The 15,805-nt window shown below is 64.9% G+C and carries 15 protein-coding genes; 11 read left to right on the plus strand and 4 right to left on the minus strand.

Going from position 1 to position 15,805, the window contains the following annotated elements; genetic code table 11:
- Positions 1 to 530: 530 nt before the first annotated feature.
- The 4 genes from YU3_RS0130170 to YU3_RS0130190 all read left to right on the plus strand — a co-directional run bounded on the left by YU3_RS0130170 (position 531) and on the right by YU3_RS0130190 (position 6,307).
- Positions 531 to 1,721, plus strand: a complete 1,191-nt coding sequence (locus YU3_RS0130170) for a hypothetical protein (RefSeq protein WP_027169712.1) — start codon at positions 531 to 533, stop codon at positions 1,719 to 1,721.
- 750 nt (positions 1,722 to 2,471) lie between these two features.
- Positions 2,472 to 3,173 (plus strand): hypothetical protein, encoded by a 702-nt coding sequence (locus tag YU3_RS41900; RefSeq protein ID WP_245273703.1) that lies wholly within the window; start codon positions 2,472 to 2,474, stop codon positions 3,171 to 3,173.
- A gap of 6 nt (positions 3,174 to 3,179) precedes the next feature.
- A complete protein-coding gene (locus tag YU3_RS41905; RefSeq protein ID WP_348631197.1) occupies positions 3,180 to 4,046 on the plus strand; it encodes a WD40 repeat domain-containing protein in 867 nt (288 codons plus the stop codon).
- Positions 4,047 to 4,297: 251 nt separating this feature from the next.
- On the plus strand, positions 4,298 to 6,307 hold the full coding sequence (locus YU3_RS0130190) for an amidase (RefSeq protein ID WP_027169713.1): 2,010 nt from the start codon (positions 4,298 to 4,300) through the stop codon (positions 6,305 to 6,307).
- A 226-nt stretch (positions 6,308 to 6,533) separates the two neighbouring features.
- Here the strand turns inward: YU3_RS0130190 and YU3_RS0130195 are convergent, their stop codons facing one another.
- Positions 6,534 to 7,781: an MFS transporter gene (locus YU3_RS0130195; RefSeq protein ID WP_036259907.1), complete on the minus strand. Its 1,248-nt coding sequence runs from the start codon at positions 7,779 to 7,781 to the stop codon at positions 6,534 to 6,536.
- Between the two features lie 97 nt (positions 7,782 to 7,878).
- On the opposite strand from YU3_RS0130195, the gene YU3_RS0130200 reads away from it, so the two are divergent.
- On the plus strand, positions 7,879 to 8,787 hold the full coding sequence (locus YU3_RS0130200) for a LysR family transcriptional regulator (RefSeq protein WP_027169715.1): 909 nt from the start codon (positions 7,879 to 7,881) through the stop codon (positions 8,785 to 8,787).
- A 12-nt stretch (positions 8,788 to 8,799) separates the two neighbouring features.
- On the opposite strand, the gene YU3_RS37790 is transcribed toward YU3_RS0130200, so the two are convergent.
- Entirely contained in the window at positions 8,800 to 9,327 is a 528-nt protein-coding gene (locus YU3_RS37790) for a hypothetical protein (protein WP_198021745.1), read from the minus strand.
- 143 nt (positions 9,328 to 9,470) lie between these two features.
- Between YU3_RS37790 and YU3_RS0130210 the strand changes: the two genes are divergently transcribed.
- From YU3_RS0130210 to YU3_RS41400, 6 genes are all read left to right on the plus strand, one after another.
- Positions 9,471 to 10,025 carry an isochorismatase family protein gene (locus YU3_RS0130210; protein ID WP_036259909.1) on the plus strand — a complete coding sequence of 185 codons (555 nt, stop codon included), beginning with the start codon at positions 9,471 to 9,473 and terminating at the stop codon, positions 10,023 to 10,025.
- Positions 10,026 to 10,261: 236 nt separating this feature from the next.
- On the plus strand, positions 10,262 to 10,717 hold the full coding sequence (locus tag YU3_RS0130215; RefSeq protein ID WP_051334141.1) for a GFA family protein: 456 nt from the start codon (positions 10,262 to 10,264) through the stop codon (positions 10,715 to 10,717).
- Positions 10,718 to 11,014: 297 nt separating this feature from the next.
- Complete coding sequence (locus YU3_RS0130220; RefSeq protein WP_027169718.1) at positions 11,015 to 12,223, plus strand: amidohydrolase family protein; 1,209 nt, start codon at positions 11,015 to 11,017, stop codon at positions 12,221 to 12,223.
- Between the two features lie 456 nt (positions 12,224 to 12,679).
- Complete coding sequence (locus YU3_RS0130230; RefSeq protein ID WP_027169719.1) at positions 12,680 to 13,384, plus strand: Crp/Fnr family transcriptional regulator; 705 nt, start codon at positions 12,680 to 12,682, stop codon at positions 13,382 to 13,384.
- Positions 13,385 to 13,814: 430 nt separating this feature from the next.
- A complete protein-coding gene (locus tag YU3_RS0130235; protein WP_027169720.1) occupies positions 13,815 to 14,006 on the plus strand; it encodes a hypothetical protein in 192 nt (63 codons plus the stop codon).
- Between the two features lie 205 nt (positions 14,007 to 14,211).
- Positions 14,212 to 14,370, plus strand: coding sequence for a hypothetical protein (locus YU3_RS41400; RefSeq protein WP_198021746.1), 159 nt, complete (start codon positions 14,212 to 14,214; stop codon positions 14,368 to 14,370).
- A 51-nt stretch (positions 14,371 to 14,421) separates the two neighbouring features.
- Here the strand turns inward: YU3_RS41400 and YU3_RS0130245 are convergent, their stop codons facing one another.
- Complete coding sequence (locus tag YU3_RS0130245) at positions 14,422 to 15,162, minus strand: sulfotransferase family protein (protein WP_027169721.1); 741 nt, start codon at positions 15,160 to 15,162, stop codon at positions 14,422 to 14,424.
- Between the two features lie 173 nt (positions 15,163 to 15,335).
- Positions 15,336 to 15,611: a hypothetical protein gene (locus YU3_RS0130250; RefSeq protein ID WP_027169722.1), complete on the minus strand. Its 276-nt coding sequence runs from the start codon at positions 15,609 to 15,611 to the stop codon at positions 15,336 to 15,338.
- Positions 15,612 to 15,805: the final 194 nt, after the last annotated feature.

Below are 15,805 nucleotides of genomic sequence, written 5' to 3' on the forward strand. Positions count from 1 at the left end.
TTCTGAGGGCGCTCCAGAGCGCGCCGTCAGTCCCGCCAAGGCAGGTCCCGGGCCAGGAGACGCAAAGCTACATCCCGCCACGTCCAGTGTGGCGCCGTGCTCAATCAGCGCAAGACCAAGCCGCTGCGCGGCGGCTGGACAGCCGGCCTTGCGCCGATCTGCGCGCGACGCTTTCGAGCGCCCTATGGTCGGGACGAACAGCTGCCCCACGATCAAACCAACAGCTAGCAGATCAACCTCTTGACCCAATGGCCCTCATGTGAGGGGGGAGATTAGGTGCTTGGGCGTCTCGCCTTTCCTGCAACGATGGTGATTGGCGAAAGCCGGTGCGACATCCGACCTTCCCCCTTGCGGGGGAGATGTCCGGCAGGACAGAGGGGGGTGCTGTCCGCCAGCGTCTCAATCCAAATGGCCTTCCACGACAGTGACTTGCGGCATCGATGTCCAACGCTAATCTGCCGAAAACTTGGAGGGGGTACAATTCATGCTCGTGGTCTTGAACAGCGATCTCCAACCATCACACCCCCGCCATGGCTGACAGCGTCCTGGTCGTCCTCATTTCGGCCCTCGTCCTTGCCGGCGCCGTCGCCCTCATCGCGATCGCGCTGCGCCGGCGCCGGAAACGCCGCAAGGCGCGCGGCAATCCCAATCCGGCCGGCGACTACGCACGGCGCGCCAATTGGGCGCCGACATCCGGCAAGCTCAACTTCTCGTCCTTCGTCTACATGGATGTCGATGGCGATGGCGCCTATGGCGTGGCCGATCGGCCGATGGCGGGCATCATGGTGCGGCTCTATGACGAGCGCGGCACTTTCCTGGCCGCGGCGCGCAGCAATGGCGCCGGCTTCGCCAATTTCCCGATGTCGTCGAAGCGGCGCAGCGCGGCGATCCAGCGGCCCGGGGTCTATCGTTTCTCGGTCTCGGTGCCGCCCGGCTGGCGCGCCAGCAGCGCCAACGAGGTCCAGGCAGTGCGCCTGCTCGAAGCACCGGGCTCGATGGTCGGCCTCGCCGGCGAGGGCCTGCCGAAGCCGGTCGGCCTTGCGCCGGTGCGCACGGTGAGTGGCGGCACGCCGGCCGGGGCGGGGGCCATCCTGTCTATCATGGGCAAGGGCCGGTTGCTCGAGAGCCGCACGCTGCCTGCGGACGCGGCCTTCCGCTTTCCGCTGGGCGCCGATGCCAATGAGATCGTCATTGCCGGTTCCGGGCTCGACCGGCGGCTCGCGCTGTCGGCCTATCCGGTCGATCTCGGCCTGCTGGCGCCCGGCGCGCTCGCATCCGACGCGGCGCTCAAGGCCATCGGTTTCGACGACATAACTCTACGCGGCCTGTGCAAGGTGCCGTCGGGCCATGCCGGGCTCGACTGGCGCAATCTCAACGTCATGGCGCGCGACCACACCGCAAACAGCGAGGGCTATGTCAACGGCAACGTGTCGGGCGCCTACATCGCCTATACAAGCAGCGGCCATCCGGCCGAGTTTGGCCGTGCCGCGCCCTTCGGCTTCCATTCGGCGATGCTGACCGCAGCTTGGCTCGCCTCGGAAGGCGAGGTGGCGCTGGTCGAAAGCTGGCTGGGGGAAGAACTGATCGCCAGCGCCGAAATCGTGCTGTCGGCGCTGGCGCCGGTGCACTACGCGCCGATGCTGAAGGCGGTGACGCGCGTGAAAATCTCGACCAGGCACCACTGGCAGGCCGTGCTGGATGATCTGGTGGTGGCGCTCTGACGTCGTCGGATGTGTACCGGCGAACCAAGGCTTTTGCGGTTGCCGCAGAGCCTCAAAGAGGGACACCATGGCCGGCGCGAAAGCAGGAAGCCGCAGCCGCGGACCGCGAGACGATAGCCCCCGCGATCGTGCGCAAATGCGAATGGCGCATATGCACAAATCCTAGAGGCGCCCGAGAGGCGGGAAATGAAAAGACAATCCTCGTGGCGGGGATTGTCGAGAGACCAGTTTGGTTACTCGGGCACGGCACCGTTGCTGATGGTAATCGAAAGGCCTGCCACAACCGCCGATAGCTTGCCCTTGCGGACGAAAACCGGCTTCTCGTAAGTTTTCTTCATATTGAAATCCCCCAATCGATACATGCTCAAAAGCGTCGATGGTTCATTATCAACCCGGCACGGGCGAACCAGCCACAACCGCCGAAAGCTTTCCCTTGCGCACCAGAATCGGCTTCTCGTAAGTCTTCTTCATGCGAATTGCTCTCCTCGAAAATTCCGGCGGATAATCTCATATAAGCAGTTTCTGTCAAGCAAGCGGCCGTTCCGTTCCTGGGGACAGCGTTCTACTGATCTAACCGCCGCTCAATAGTATGATGGTCGCGCCTGCCGAAACCGGGTGCGAAAGATATCGCCCCGCGAATCAGTGTGATGTCTTGCACTTAGCCTTGGCCGCAACCTCGGCTAGGATGCAGGGGCCGTTACCGCTGCGGGGTTGCGAGGGCGCGGCTACTGCAAGGCGCGGGGGAGATCGATGAAGAGATCGACCGACAGGCTGCTGGCGCTGGCGATGCTGGTCGTCGGCATTGCCTGTTTCGCCAAGCTCTATCCGGCACTGGACGGCAAGCCCCTGGCGACGACGCGTCTGGAAGTCTTTGGCGCGGCCGGCCTGCTGTCGGTCCTTGCCGGGCTGCTTTTCCTCGCCGGCCTGCTGCCGGCCTCGGCAAGGCAAGATCCGGCTGCCCCTTTGTTCGGCCGCGACGCCGGGATCGAGCCGGCCGGGCATCCATGGCTGCGCCGCGTCGCTCTCGCGCTGCCGCTTTTGGCCCTGCTCGTCATCGTCACCGACCAGTACGGCCCGTGGCGGGCAGGCGTCGAACCGGCCGCGCCGGCCGATTCCAACGAGGTCGCCGCCGCGCCGGCGCTACCTGCTACGCCGCCGCCGGAACTCGCGCCGGTACCCGCGCCCGACCCGGCCGCCGCGCAAGCGCTACTGTCGACGCTTCCGCCAGAACTCGCGCCGGCGCCCGCGCCCGTATCGGCGCCTGCCGGGCCATCCCAGCCGACGCCCGTCCAACAATCGACGCAGCCGTCATCTGCGCCCACCCAGCAAACCACGCTGGCGCCGGCCGCGCAGCCTGAACTGGGCATGCCGCCCGAGACGATCGCGCCGTCTCCACCGGCGCCTCCGGCCCAGCCGACCGCGCCGGAAGGCCATCGCGACGCCGTCGTCTGACTGGCGGTGTCGGCCGACGGCCACCAGATCATGAGCGCCAGCACCGACCGGATGATCAAGCTCTGGGACATCGACGGCAAGCGGCTGATCCGCGACCTCGGCACCCATAAGGACATGGCGCGTGTCGCGCTCTTCATGCCCGGCGGCAAGGCCGCGCTGACCGCCGGCGACGACGGCGAGATCGTGCTGCGCCAGCTCTCGGACGGCACGGTGCTGCACGTCTTTTCGTCGGGCCAGAACGGCGGCGTAAACAAGCTCGCCGTCGGTCCCGACGGCAAACTTGCCGTCAGCGGCCACGACACCGGCTCGGTCGTCGTCTGGGACCTTGAGAAGGGCGCCGTGCTGCATGTGCTGCCCGGCCACGACTGGTCGGTCAGTTCCGTCGCCGTCTCGCCTGACGGAACGCGCGCGATCTCGGGCAGCATCGACGGCGAATTGAAACTCTGGGACATCGTCGCCGGCAAGCAACTGCGCAGTTGGCACGGCCACGAACGCGGGGCCTATGGCGCGGTCTTCCTGGCCGACGGTCATCATGCCATGACCGGCAGCGGCGATTACACGATAAAACTCTGGGACCTCGACACCTTCAAGGAAGTCCGGCGCTTCGACGGCCATTCCGGCACGGTCTATGCGCTGACCTTGTCGGACGACGGCAAGCGTCTCGGCTCGGTCTCGCTCGACGGCACGGCGCGGATCTGGAACATGGACACGGGCGCCGAGATCGCCGAATTCGACCCCGGCACCGGACCGATCTATTCGGTCGCCTTCGCCGCCGACGGCACGCTCGTCACAGGCGGCATCGACCGCACCATCCGCGACTGGCCGGCGGCGGGAGGGGACGGGACGGTGCTGTTTGCGGGGGCGCCGGACTGAGACTAATTCCCGAAACTTGTACACGGACAGGTCGGCGGGACAGCACCCCCCCTGTCCTGCCGGACATCTCCCCCGCAAGGGGGGAGATCGGCAGCTTCGGCCTCGCGCCGTTTCCGCACGCTGGCGATTGGCGAAAGTTTACGCGACATCTGATCTCCCCCCTTGCGGGGGAGATGCCCGGCAGGGCAGAGGGGGGTGTGACGGAACGCGACCTCGGCCGTTGCGACCTTCACGCATGTAGGAAATGAGACATGCCTACCCTCCACCTCGTCGAAGCCTCGATCGCCGACCTGCGCCGCGCGCTGGACGGCGGCGCCGTCACCAGCGTCGAGCTCACCGGCGCGTATCTCAGGCGCATTGCCCATTACGACCGCCATGGCATCGCGCTCAACGCCGTGCCCATACTCAACCCGAACATGTTCGAGGAGGCGCAAGCCTCCGACCGGCGCCGTCGCCAGGGCAAGGCGCTCGGCACGCTCGACGGCATCCCCTACACCGCCAAGGACAGTTACAAGGCGAAGGGCCTGACGGTCGCGGCCGGCTCGCCGGCCTTCGAGCATCTCGTCGCCACGGAGGACGCCTTCACCATCGCCCGGCTGCGCGCCGCGGGCGCGGTGCTGATCGGCCTCACCAACATGCCGCCGATGGCCAATGGCGGCATGCAGCGCGGCGTTTATGGCCGCGCCGAGAGCCCGTACAACAAGGATTTCCTCACCGCCGCCTTCGCCTCCGGCTCGTCCAACGGCTCGGGCACGGCGACCGCCGCGTCCTTCGCCGCCTTCGGGCTGGGCGAAGAGACCTGGTCGTCCGGGCGCGCGCCGGCCTCCAACAACGCGCTGGTCGCCTACACGCCCTCGCGCGGCGTCATCTCGGCGCGCGGCAACTGGCCCCTGGTGCCGACCATGGACGTGGTGGTGCCGCATACGCGCACCATCCCCGACATGCTGGAACTGCTCGACGTGATCGTCGCCGACGACGACGAGACGCGCGGCGATTTCTGGCGCGTGCAGCCCTGGGTGCATATCCCGAAAGCCTCGGCGCTGAGGCCGGCGAGCTATACCGCGCTTCCGATGCAAGGCGCGCTGAGAGGAAAACGGCTCGGCGTGCCGAAACTATATATCGGCAAGGATGACGGCGCGAACCGGCCGATCGAGACCCGTGCCTCGGTGCTGGAGCTGTGGCGGCAGGCGGCGCGGGACCTGGAAGCGCTCGGCGCCGAGGTGGACGAGGTCGATTTCCCCGTCGTCTCGAATTACGAGCGCGATCGTCCGGGCGCTCGCTCGATGGTCGATCGCGGCCCTGTGCCGGTGGAGTTTGCCGAGCGCGAAATCTGGGACTTGTCCATCTGGTCCTGGGACGACTTCCTGCGCGCCAATGCCGACCCCGCTATCCCCGATCTTGCTTCGGTCGACGGCCCGAAAATCTTCCCGCGTCCGCCGGGCGCGTTGCCAGACCGCTATGGCGATGCCGATTTCGATCTGGCGCAGTATGTCGAGCGGGCGAAGCAGGGCGTGGCGCCGCTCGCAACCATTCCAACCATCGAGGCGGGACTGAAAGGCCTGGAGGCAACGCGCCGCGTCGACTTCGAGGAGTGGCTCGACGCGAACCGCCTCGATGCCGTGGTGCTGCCGGCGGCCGCCGACGTCGGTCCTGCCGATGCCGATATCAACGAGGCCTCGGCCCTGCTTGCCTGGCGCAACGGCACCTGGGTCGCCAACGGCAATCTCGTCTGGCGCCATCTTGGCATCCCGACGGTGACGGTGCCGATGGGCACGATGGCCGATATCGGCATGCCCGTCGGCCTGACCTTCGCCGGCAAGGCTTATGACGACGTGGCGCTGCTGACGATCGCCGGCGACTACGAGCGCGCCACAAGGCGCCGCACCGTTCCGCCTCGCACGCCGGCGCTGGCCGATGATGTGTTCGAGGGCAGAGGCGCGGCGGGTCGCGCTGGCGGTGCCCCGCCCACGCTGGCGCTGACCGCGCAGACGACGCGATCCGGCGACACCGACGAGATCGCAATCGTGTTGGAGATCGACGCGGACGAGCCAGCCGAAGTGAAAGCCCACGTCAACGGCGAGCCCATTCTCATGCAGGCAAGACACGATCGTTACACCGGTCGAGCGGCGGTGCCGGCCTCGACGCATCAACGTTTCCACAGCGTCTGGCGCGGCGCCTACGGCTCGATCGTAACGGCCATCGTGCGTTTGCCTGATGGGCACTGCAGCGGAACCTTTGTAATCACCGGCGGGATCGGGTGACAGCCCACGGCCGATCTGGCAGAGCGATTATACGAGGCCGGGCTGGTCTGTCTTGTTTACTGCTCGGGAGGGGACTTTGTACGCCTGCGGGTCAGCCCTTTTTTACCGGGCTTAGGTCGAAGCCGATCCGCGCCTTCGGAAGTGCGCGGCAAGCTGATCGCCGCTACCCGCTCGATCCCGCAATGCGTGGCCGATCCGAGGAATGCCTGAGCAGGGCGAGTGACGGCTACTCCGGGCCGCCCGCCAGGTCGACCATCAGCGCCACCAACCCGAACACCGCGCCGGCCGCGCACACCGCATTCCAACCGCCCCAGGCCCATGCAAGTCCCGCCAGCAGCGAACCGATCGCGCCGCCGATGAAGAAGATGCCGACGAACAGCCCGTTGATGCGGCCACGCGCCTTTGGCTGCAGGAGGTTGACGGCGCGGCGGCCCAGCGTCTGGTCGCCGGTGACGCCGATATCGAGCAGCACCGCACTGAGACCCATGAGGATGAGCGGCAGCCACGCGCCGCCGGCCTTGGCCGCGCCGGCGAAGGCCGCGAGACCCAGCGCCGCGATCAGCATGAGATGGCAGAAAATCGTGGCCGGGTGCGTAAGACCGCGGTCGCCGGCGCGGCCGAAGATCGGCGTCACCGCGGCGCCCCCGGCGCCGACCAGCGCAAACAGCGCAATGCCTTTCTGGCCGAGATCGAAGGGCGGAGCCGAGAGGCGCAGCGCCACCGCCGTCCAGAACACGCTGAACGCCGCCATCACCAGACTCGCGGTGAAGGCGCGGCGGCGCAGCACCGGCTCCTGGCCCAGAAGCCCGACCAACGAGGCGATGAGCCCCGCATAGCTCGCACGCGCCAGCGGCTTCCGCCTTGGCAGGGTGAGGCCGAGCAGGACGGCAAGCAGCGCAAGTGCCGCGGCGCTGATGCCGTAGAAGGCGCGCCAGCCGAAAGCGTCGGCGACGAGGCTGGCAATCGGACGAGAGAGCAGGATGCCGATCATCAGCCCGCTCATCACGTCGCCGATGACGCGCCCGTCCTGTCCCGGCGGCGCCATCGAGGCAGCGACCGGCACCAGCACCTGGATGCAGGAACAGGCGGCGCCTAGGATGAACAGCACGGCGAGCAGCGAAGCGGCGGACGGCGCGAATGAAGCGACCGCCGCGGCGAGGGCGGCCGCGCACAGCATGCGCAGCACCAGCACGCGGTTCTCGACCAGATCCGACAGCGGCACCAGGAAGAACAGCCCGGCGGCATAGCCGAGCAGCGTGGCCATCGAGACCAGGCCGCTTTCCGATGCCGCGGCGCCGAGCGACGGGCCGATCAGCCCGACCAGCGTCTGCGGCGCGAACAAATTGGTGACGATGATGCCGACCGAGGCCGCGAACAGCAGCGTCTGGGACCGGGTGATGGTGCCGCCGCCGGCATGCGGCGGCCGTTCGGCTAAGTCGGCCGTAGCGACCCGGGCGTTGTCTGTTCCGTTCATGGCTGGCCTCGTTGTTCGCATATTCCGCGAGGACTTTATTCGCAACGATCATAATGCTACAATTGAATTGATCTGATAATGATTATGCGAGTTGCGCATGAACATCCACGACCTCGAGGCCTTCGTCGCCGTCGTCGAAACCGGCTCCATCGTCGGCGCTTCGGCCAGGCTCAACCTCACCCAGCCCGGCGTGACACGCCGGGTGCAGAACCTCGAGGAGCGGCTGGCGACGTCCTTGCTCGACCGCCAGTCGAAGCCGCTCAAACCCACCGCATCGGGCCGCGAAGCCTATGAGCATGGCCGCCGCGTGCTGCGCTCGCTGGAGGATCTGAAGGCCGGCGTCTCGCCTGCGGGGGAGGTGAGGGGCGAGTTCCGCCTCGGCATCATGCCTTATCTCTCGACCAGCGCGCTGTCCGAGCCGCTCGATAGCCTGCGCGCCGCCTTCCCGCAACTGACGCTGAAGATCACCTCCAGCCTGTCGCCGCGCCTGGTGGAGCAGGTGCTGCACAGCGAGATCGACGCGGTCGCGGTCTGCCTTGCCGAGGGCGTCGCACCGCCGCCCGAGCTCGACGGCGACGATCTCGGCCTGCAGGCGGTGCTTCTTGTCGCATCGCCGGGCCTCGGCGTGCCGAAGCCGGCCGAGCTCAACGATCTTGCGCGCTATCCCTGGGTGCTCAACGAAACCGGCTGCGGTTTTCGCGCCTTCATTCGCCACCGCTTCGAGGTGGCGCGGCTGCCCTTCCATGTCGGCGTCGAGGCGCAGGGCGCCGACCTCAGGATGTCGCTGGTGGCGCGCGGCCACGGTATCGGCGTCGTCACCCCCGGCGCGCTGTCGGGCAGCCAATGGCGCGACGCGGTCGAGGTGGTCGACTGTCCCGGCTTCAAGCCGCAAGTGCGCTGCTGGCTGCTCCACCGCCCGCCCGCTGGAAGGCTGGCGCGCCCGATCGCGGTCTTTCGCGATGCGTTGGCGGAGGCGCTGAAGGGCCCGATGCCGCTGATGTCGTGAGGCGGCGGCGCCTTATCTTCCCCCTGGCGGTGGAAAAAGCGACTTCAACATCTTGGCAAAGCCAAGTGTTAGAGACCGCCAGAGGGAGTGGACTTCGCCGCCCTTTGAGTTCGCTATCTCCGGGGCTTGCGATCGGGGCAGGGAGGCGAGCCATGAATCCCAAAACTTCTGCTGCATGGAGACGAACACGGGCATCACATCATAGCCATCGTCGAATATATTGACTAAGTCGCTCTTCTTGGGATGTTCCCCCGTTTTCACCTTGCAGACCACCAATCCACGACTCATCTCTGTCACGGTGCCTTCAGGGAAAACATTGGCGCTCGCGCCATAACAAAAGGGCAGTATCCCTTCCACTTCGAGGTGCTTGCGGATTTGGCACAGGGCTTCGAAATAGTCGTCTTCTTCGACCTCGATGACCTTGTTTCGATAGTTGCAGGTGAGCCTGCACCGGGTTCCCACATCGTGTGGCGTGAACACCGCCTGCTCGTCGCCGCCAGTGTCTCCTCCGATCAGGAATACCGTATATTGTTCATCCATTGTCATCCCCCAAATCCCTCGACCTATATTAGTTGTATCGTTTTCCGATTTCAACTAGAGATTGTTTCTCCCAACGCAAGCATAGCGCTCGCCGGCTCGTCCCGGTCCTTGACCCATCCCACACCCACGCTATCTTCGCCGCCATGCCGGTCACCCCCTCCGCCGCCGCTCCGCTCATCGTCATCGACCTGCAGACCGGTATGTTCGACGGCCATTTCGATCCGCCGATCCATGACGCCGACGCCATCGCCGAGCGCGCCCGCACGCTGATCGACTGGGCGCGGCGCTCCGGCCGCAAGGTGGCGTTCGTGCGCCATGACGGGCCGGAGGGCGATCCGCTGGCGCCGGGTGCTTCCGGCTGGCCGGTCTGGCCGCCGCTCGGCCAGGCTGCCGACGAGCCGACCTTCGGCAAGAGCGCCGGCAACGCCTTCTCCAACCCCGGCCTGGCCGAATGGTTGGCGGGGCAGGGCGCGAAGGACGTCGTGCTCATTGGCGCCCAGACCGATTTCTGCGTCGCGGCGACCATCAAGGGCGCCTTTGCCGAAGGGCTCGGCGTCACCGTGGTCTGCGACGCTCATTCGACATTGGACAGCGACAAGGAAAAGGCGCCGGAAATCATCGCGCGGCACAATACGGCGTTCGAAACGCAGGGCGCGCGGATGGCGACGACGGCGGAGCTGACTGGCGGCAATAGCTGAAAGGCCGCATTCCTTCGCGCCCCCCTCTGTCCTGCCGGACATCTCCCCCACAAGGGGGGAGATTGGCTGTCCTAGCGCCTCGCGTTATCTACAGCGTCGGAGATTGGCGAAAGCCAAGGCGACGTCTGATCTCCCCCCAAAGTGGGGGAGATGTCCGGCAGGACAGAGGGGGGCGCTGTCCCGCCGACATTTGTCACTGGAGTCTCGATCCGACGATCCAACCCAAGGAGCCCATCTTGCCCACCCTCACTCTGCCCGCCGAAGGAGGCTGCCGCTGTGGCCGGGTGCGTCTGAAAATCTCGGCGAAACCCTTGCTGACCATGGCCTGCCATTGCACCGGCTGCCAGTCGATGTCGTCCAGCGCCTATTCGCTGAGCGCGGCGATCCCTGCGGAAGGTTTCGAGATCACGAAAGGCGAGTCGGTGATCGGCGGCCTGCACGGCGCGTCGAAGCACTATTTCTGCGGCTACTGCATGACCTGGATGTTCACCCGGCCCGAAGGGCTCGACTGGTTCGTCAACCTGCGCCCGACCATGCTCGACGATCATGCCTGGTTCGCGCCCTTCATCGAGACCTGGACGGCTGAGAAATTGCCCTGGGCGGCGACATCGGCCGTGCACAGCTACGCGGCGCTGCCTGCCTTCGAGGAATACGAGTCGCTGGTCGCCGAATATGCCGAGGCGCGGGGGTAAAAAAACGACGACCCCGGGCAAGGTCGCCGTTGGCGTTTCCGTTCATGGTCGACGCGGCCGTTGGGGGCGCATTGTTGGGGATGTGCTTGGGCGTCCGCGTCGACCACGGCGGCCTCATACCGCAGGCTTCACCATGGCATATTTGCCGCCGGCTGAAACTTCCGCGAAAGCGGTATATGGCGGGGCTCGCGACTTTGCCTTCTCCCCCAAGGGAGTAGGAAAGGACGAAACAGTTTCTATTCCTTGCCGCATTGACCTCGTCCGCTCGACCGGCGACGACTAATGCCTTCCTTTTCAATGGATTGCATCGTGAACCGGACTCGTTTTCTCAACGCCAAACTTGCCGACGGCACACTCGCCGACCTCACCGTCGCCGCCGGCCGCTTCAGCGCCATCGCTCCGGCCGCCAACACGGCGACGCCGCCGGCGGGCGCCATCGACCTCGCCGGCCAGCTCGTGCTGCCGGCCTTCGTCGAGGGCCACATCCATCTCGACACCTCATTCTATGGCGATGCCTGGCGTCCGCATATTCCCTGCACCAACGGCTTTGATGTGCGCGAGCGGGTCGCCTTCCAGATGCGCAACCTCGAGCAGGCCGCGCCGATGGCGGAGCGCGCGAAAAACCAGCTCGAGCTCTGCGTCGGCAATGGCAGCCTTGCCATGCGCAGCCACGTCATGGTCGATGCCGATGTCGGGCTGAAGCATGTCGAGACGATCCTTGCCGTGCGCGAAAAATACCGCGACCTCGTCGACGTCCAGCTCGTCGCCTTCCCGCAGAGCGGCATCCTGTCCTCGCCGGGCACCGCGGAGCTGCTCGACGAAGCGCTGAAGCTCGGCTGCGACCTGATCGGCGGGCTCGACCCGGCAAGCTTCGACCGCGACGTCGACGGTCACCTCGATGTCGTCTTCGGCCTTGCCGAAAGGCACGGCGCCGGCATCGACATCCACCTGCATGACGGCGGCACACTCGGCCTGTTCGAGATCGAGGAGATCGCCGCCCGCGCAAAAGCGCTCGGCATCGGCGGCAAGGTCGCGATCAGCCATGCCTATGCGCTTGGCGACATCTCTCCCGACGCATTGGCAAAGGCCGGCGAGATGCTGGCCGCTTCCGGCGTCGCCATCATGACCAATGCGCCCGGCAACCATCCTTTCCCGCCGGTTGCGGCATTGCGCAAGGCCGGCGTCACGGTCTTCGCCGGCTCCGACAACATCCGCGATTCCTGGTGGCCGTATGGCGACGGCGACATGCTGAACCGCGCCAACATGATCGGCTACCGCTCCGGCTTCTACGAGGACTGGGAACTGGAATCCGCTCATGATTTGGCGAGCCACGCCGGTGCGAAGGCGCTGGGGCTGGAAGGCTACGGCATCGCCGTCGGCGCCAAGGCGGATTTCGTTGCGCTCAAGGCCGAGCATGTGCCGGAAGCGGTGGTGGCGGTGCCGAAGGAGCGAACCGTCTATCGGGCGGGAAGAGAGGTGGCGCGGCAGGGGAGAATGACGCGCTGATGCGGGGCGGCTAATATATCGCTCGCCAAGATTTGTTCGAAAGCGTACAGTGGTGACATCGTCGGCCTGATTTATGGGCGCTGACGCTTGGGAGCGACCATCGCACTCCTGCCCTAACGGCATTGGAGCAAATGGTGCAGCGGCCAGGTCAATCCGGTCTGAGCCCAGAAGCCGTAGCGGCTTTGGCGCGTGAATCCGGAACCACGGAGCAGCAGATACTCGAGATCGTTTCGCTGATCGGCAACGATCGTGCGTCCATCCTCAGGGAAGCGCGTATCCTCGCCGGCGAACGCTCAACGCGCTGATTCAGATCGATTTTGTGGCCTGAATTGTCGGTTTTGTACCAAGCCCGCCCGGCTAATTTGGGTGGGCTATCCTCCCGCGACCGTTTGCAGTGAATCAGGGCGCGGACGGCTGGGAGATTACACGTGCTCTTGCCCGATCCGGGAGAGAGCGATGGACCAGCCGGTCAGCAAGGAGAAGAGCGCACTTTTGCGCCGCATGAGTCCGGGTGACTTCGAGTTGCTCGCTCCGCATCTGCACTATCGGATCCTTGATCTGAGGGCCCCGCTCGAATCGGCAGGCGAGCCGATCAAGACGATCTGCTTCTTCGAATCCGGCATCGCCTCGGTGGTGGCAAGGAACCGGCCGGGGCTGGACACCGAGGTCGGCATAATCGGCCGCGAAGGCATGTCGGGCTCGGCGCTGGTGATGGGCGTCGACTGGGCGGCCAACGATTGCTACATGCAGATGATGGGCGACGCGGTCTGCATGGATGCGGAAGCATTCAAGGGCGCCCTTCAGGAAAGTCCGACGCTCCGCGACTTCCTGCTGCTTTATGTCCACTACCTTCATATCCAGACCAGGTCGACGGCGTTGAGCAATGCCCGCGCCAGGCTGGAGGACCGGCTGGCCAGATGGCTGCTGATGTGTGATGACCGGACCCTCGGCGGCGAGATCCGGGTCACTCATGAATTCCTGGCCGTCATGCTTGGCGTCAGGCGGCCCGGCGTCACCATCGGCCTGCAAATTCTGGAAGGACGCGGCCTCATCTGGTCGCGGCGTGGCGAGATTACCATTCGCGACCGGGATGGTCTGGTCGGTATTGCCGACGGCTACTACGGACAAGCCGAGGCCGAATATGTCCGGATGCTCGGATAAGCTTTGATCGCGACAGGTTAAAAATGGCCGACGCGGCTGCCGGTGAAGCAACGTTGCCCAAGTCGCGCCGGCCACTGCGGCTTACCGCGCGTCCTGTCTAGCACTTGGAAATGCCCAGGCAACGACTGCCTCTGCTTGGTAAAATTCGTACAATCGAGCCGACTGAAGCTTGGCGGACAAGGTATGGATCCCTGTGTTGCCGGCCACTGTCGCGGCGCCGGAGCCTAAACGCAGGCGCCGGAAACGAGAACCTGACCCGGTGCTTTGCCGGCCCAGAAAGCCGATCGTGCAATTGACGAGCCCGTGAGCGAAATCGGCGGACAAGCCGGCGCTTGCCGATCTGTACGAAACCGTACAATCATTTGATCTTGCGGGCCGATTCCGCCGATCATAGATTCATGGTTTCCCATTGCTTCCAAGGAGAGTTGCGATGGATGATGTGACACCGAACGGCCATGTCCCGTCCCGCGTTGAATTGATCGAGGCCTGTGGCGAATGGTTTGTCCGCGTGGTCGAGGAAGACCGGGAACTGACGCGATCCTTCGAGCTTGAATCTTTCGCCCTCGCGTTTGCGGAAGGCCAGAGGCTGCGCCTCAAGCTGGATAGCTTCGAGCGACTGTGACCGGCTCGCCGAACGCGGTTCCTTCTGGTGCACGGTGGCATTGCTCTGTTTATAAATTAATTTGCATGCAAATGTTTCAGGCCGCTCCGGCTTCGTGAAGCATTTCACCGTTCGCGCGCAATCCACTGGTTACAGACACATCGCAAAAGCGGCGTCGGATGAATAGCGGCGCCGGTTTTCCGCCGCTGATTTATGGGGGTTTCCGATGTTCAAAAGTCTTAGCCGAATCCGCGCCGCCTTTGCGCGGTCGACCAAGTGCAAGAGGACGACGCGCGAATTGAACGAGCTGCCGCACGAGCTCCAGAAGGACATCGGCTGGCCGGAGCAGTCGAACCAGCTCGACGAAATCCGGTTGCCGTTCTAAAGCGCGTCGCGCGGCCGGCGTGGCGGTCTTGTAGCCTTATCCGGTCACCCGTCACCCAAGCCACCACCACAAGCCGCCGACCGCCAGCGCGATCAGGGCCGCGACGCCGGCAAGCATCAGGTAGGATCCCATGATCATGCCGTTAATGATCTTCTTGATGCTTGCGCGGTCGTTGAGATTGGGGAAGGGCTCGTTGGGCAGCGCGACGCCGAGGAAATCGCAGAGCGGCGCCCAGCCGTCGCTGACCTTGAACACAAGCAGTTTTTCCGGCGGCACCGCCGCCTTCACTTCCTCGACATAGGAATTGTAGCGCGCCACCGCTTTGTCGCGGTCGTTCATCACGCCCTTCAGCGTCCGGCCCCAGACCAGCTTGCGCGACATGTCTCCGAACTTGCGGCCGAACGGCGTCAGCCATTCCAGCACCTTGAACTGCCAGACATTCTCGGTGAAGTAGATCGTGTCGATGGTGCTGTCGTACCAGGCTTCGGCGCCGCGCGGATGCAGCGTCAGAAGCACTTTGGCTTCGGGGTAGGCGGCCATCAGCTCGCGCCACACGCAGCAGCCCGGATTGTCGACGGTCGCCCGGTAATTGGCAAAGACCCGGTTCCAGTCCTGCTGCGCACCGGGCGAGCTGTTCGCCACTTTGCGCCAGAAATCGAGATGGCCCTTGTTGGCTTTGTTGATGATGACTTCCTGCATGTGGTAGCTCGGAAAGCCGAGCCGGTTCAGCGCGGCGAAAGTCGACCATGTGCCGGTGCGGCCGAAACCGGCCCCGATGATTTCGAGTGTCATTGCCCCATCCCATTTTTGGACCGGTATTCTTTTTCTGGCCGGTCTCCTGGAATGAGGTTGCATCCGCCTGCGCTTTCGCGCAACGGGTTCCATCGGCAATCGCTAAATACTGTTGAATTATTGGGCTGAATGGGGATGGCGGTCCTCTCTCCAGGGCCGCCACCTGCGCCCGATCAGGCGTGGCCGGCCAGCGCGTTCAGCTTCGCGCAGAACTCGGCATGCGGCTTGCTCATTGCTGCGTCGTTGCATTCCTTCATCATGGCGGCCTGGTTCTTCTTCGACATCTTGGCCCAGGCCTTCTTCATCTGGGCGTCCGACTTCATCGTCTTCATCGTCTTGTCGGTGTAGAAGTGTGCCATCATCTTCGGTTCGTCGAGGATACCGGCGAACGCCGTGCCGGTTATGACCGACGCGACCAATAGGCTCAGCAATGCAGTCTTCGTTTTCATGGCCTGTCTCTCCCGTCATTCTAGCCCCGTGGCGGAGCCGCCTTCATCAGTACCACCAATGGTAGTTGAGTTAGAGGACGCTGATATTCCGGGTCAGTCACGTTTCAGTGAACGCGATGGCCGGCGGCAGGTTCCGCCAGCAAACGGGTGCGACCGAAAAAATTGGCCCGTTCGCGTTTCGCGGCTGGGCTATT

The sequence above is a fragment of the Mesorhizobium sp. WSM3224 genome (assembly GCF_000427725.1).
GTDB lineage: Bacteria > Pseudomonadota > Alphaproteobacteria > Rhizobiales > Rhizobiaceae > Mesorhizobium.

Coding starts and splice junctions, on each gene's coding strand:
- YU3_RS0130170 (WP_027169712.1), top strand. CDS start 531: ATGGCTGACAGCGTCCTGGTCGTCCTCATTTCGGCCCTCGTCCTTGCC.
- YU3_RS41900 (WP_245273703.1), top strand. CDS start 2,472: ATGAAGAGATCGACCGACAGGCTGCTGGCGCTGGCGATGCTGGTCGTC.
- YU3_RS0130190 (WP_027169713.1), top strand. CDS start 4,298: ATGCCTACCCTCCACCTCGTCGAAGCCTCGATCGCCGACCTGCGCCGC.
- YU3_RS0130195 (WP_036259907.1), bottom strand. CDS start 7,781: ATGAACGGAACAGACAACGCCCGGGTCGCTACGGCCGACTTAGCCGAA.
- YU3_RS0130200 (WP_027169715.1), top strand. CDS start 7,879: ATGAACATCCACGACCTCGAGGCCTTCGTCGCCGTCGTCGAAACCGGC.
- YU3_RS37790 (WP_198021745.1), bottom strand. CDS start 9,327: ATGGATGAACAATATACGGTATTCCTGATCGGAGGAGACACTGGCGGC.
- YU3_RS0130210 (WP_036259909.1), top strand. CDS start 9,471: ATGCCGGTCACCCCCTCCGCCGCCGCTCCGCTCATCGTCATCGACCTG.
- YU3_RS0130220 (WP_027169718.1), top strand. CDS start 11,015: ATGGATTGCATCGTGAACCGGACTCGTTTTCTCAACGCCAAACTTGCC.
- YU3_RS0130230 (WP_027169719.1), top strand. CDS start 12,680: ATGGACCAGCCGGTCAGCAAGGAGAAGAGCGCACTTTTGCGCCGCATG.
- YU3_RS0130235 (WP_027169720.1), top strand. CDS start 13,815: ATGGATGATGTGACACCGAACGGCCATGTCCCGTCCCGCGTTGAATTG.
- YU3_RS41400 (WP_198021746.1), top strand. CDS start 14,212: ATGTTCAAAAGTCTTAGCCGAATCCGCGCCGCCTTTGCGCGGTCGACC.
- YU3_RS0130245 (WP_027169721.1), bottom strand. CDS start 15,162: ATGACACTCGAAATCATCGGGGCCGGTTTCGGCCGCACCGGCACATGG.
- YU3_RS0130250 (WP_027169722.1), bottom strand. CDS start 15,611: ATGAAAACGAAGACTGCATTGCTGAGCCTATTGGTCGCGTCGGTCATA.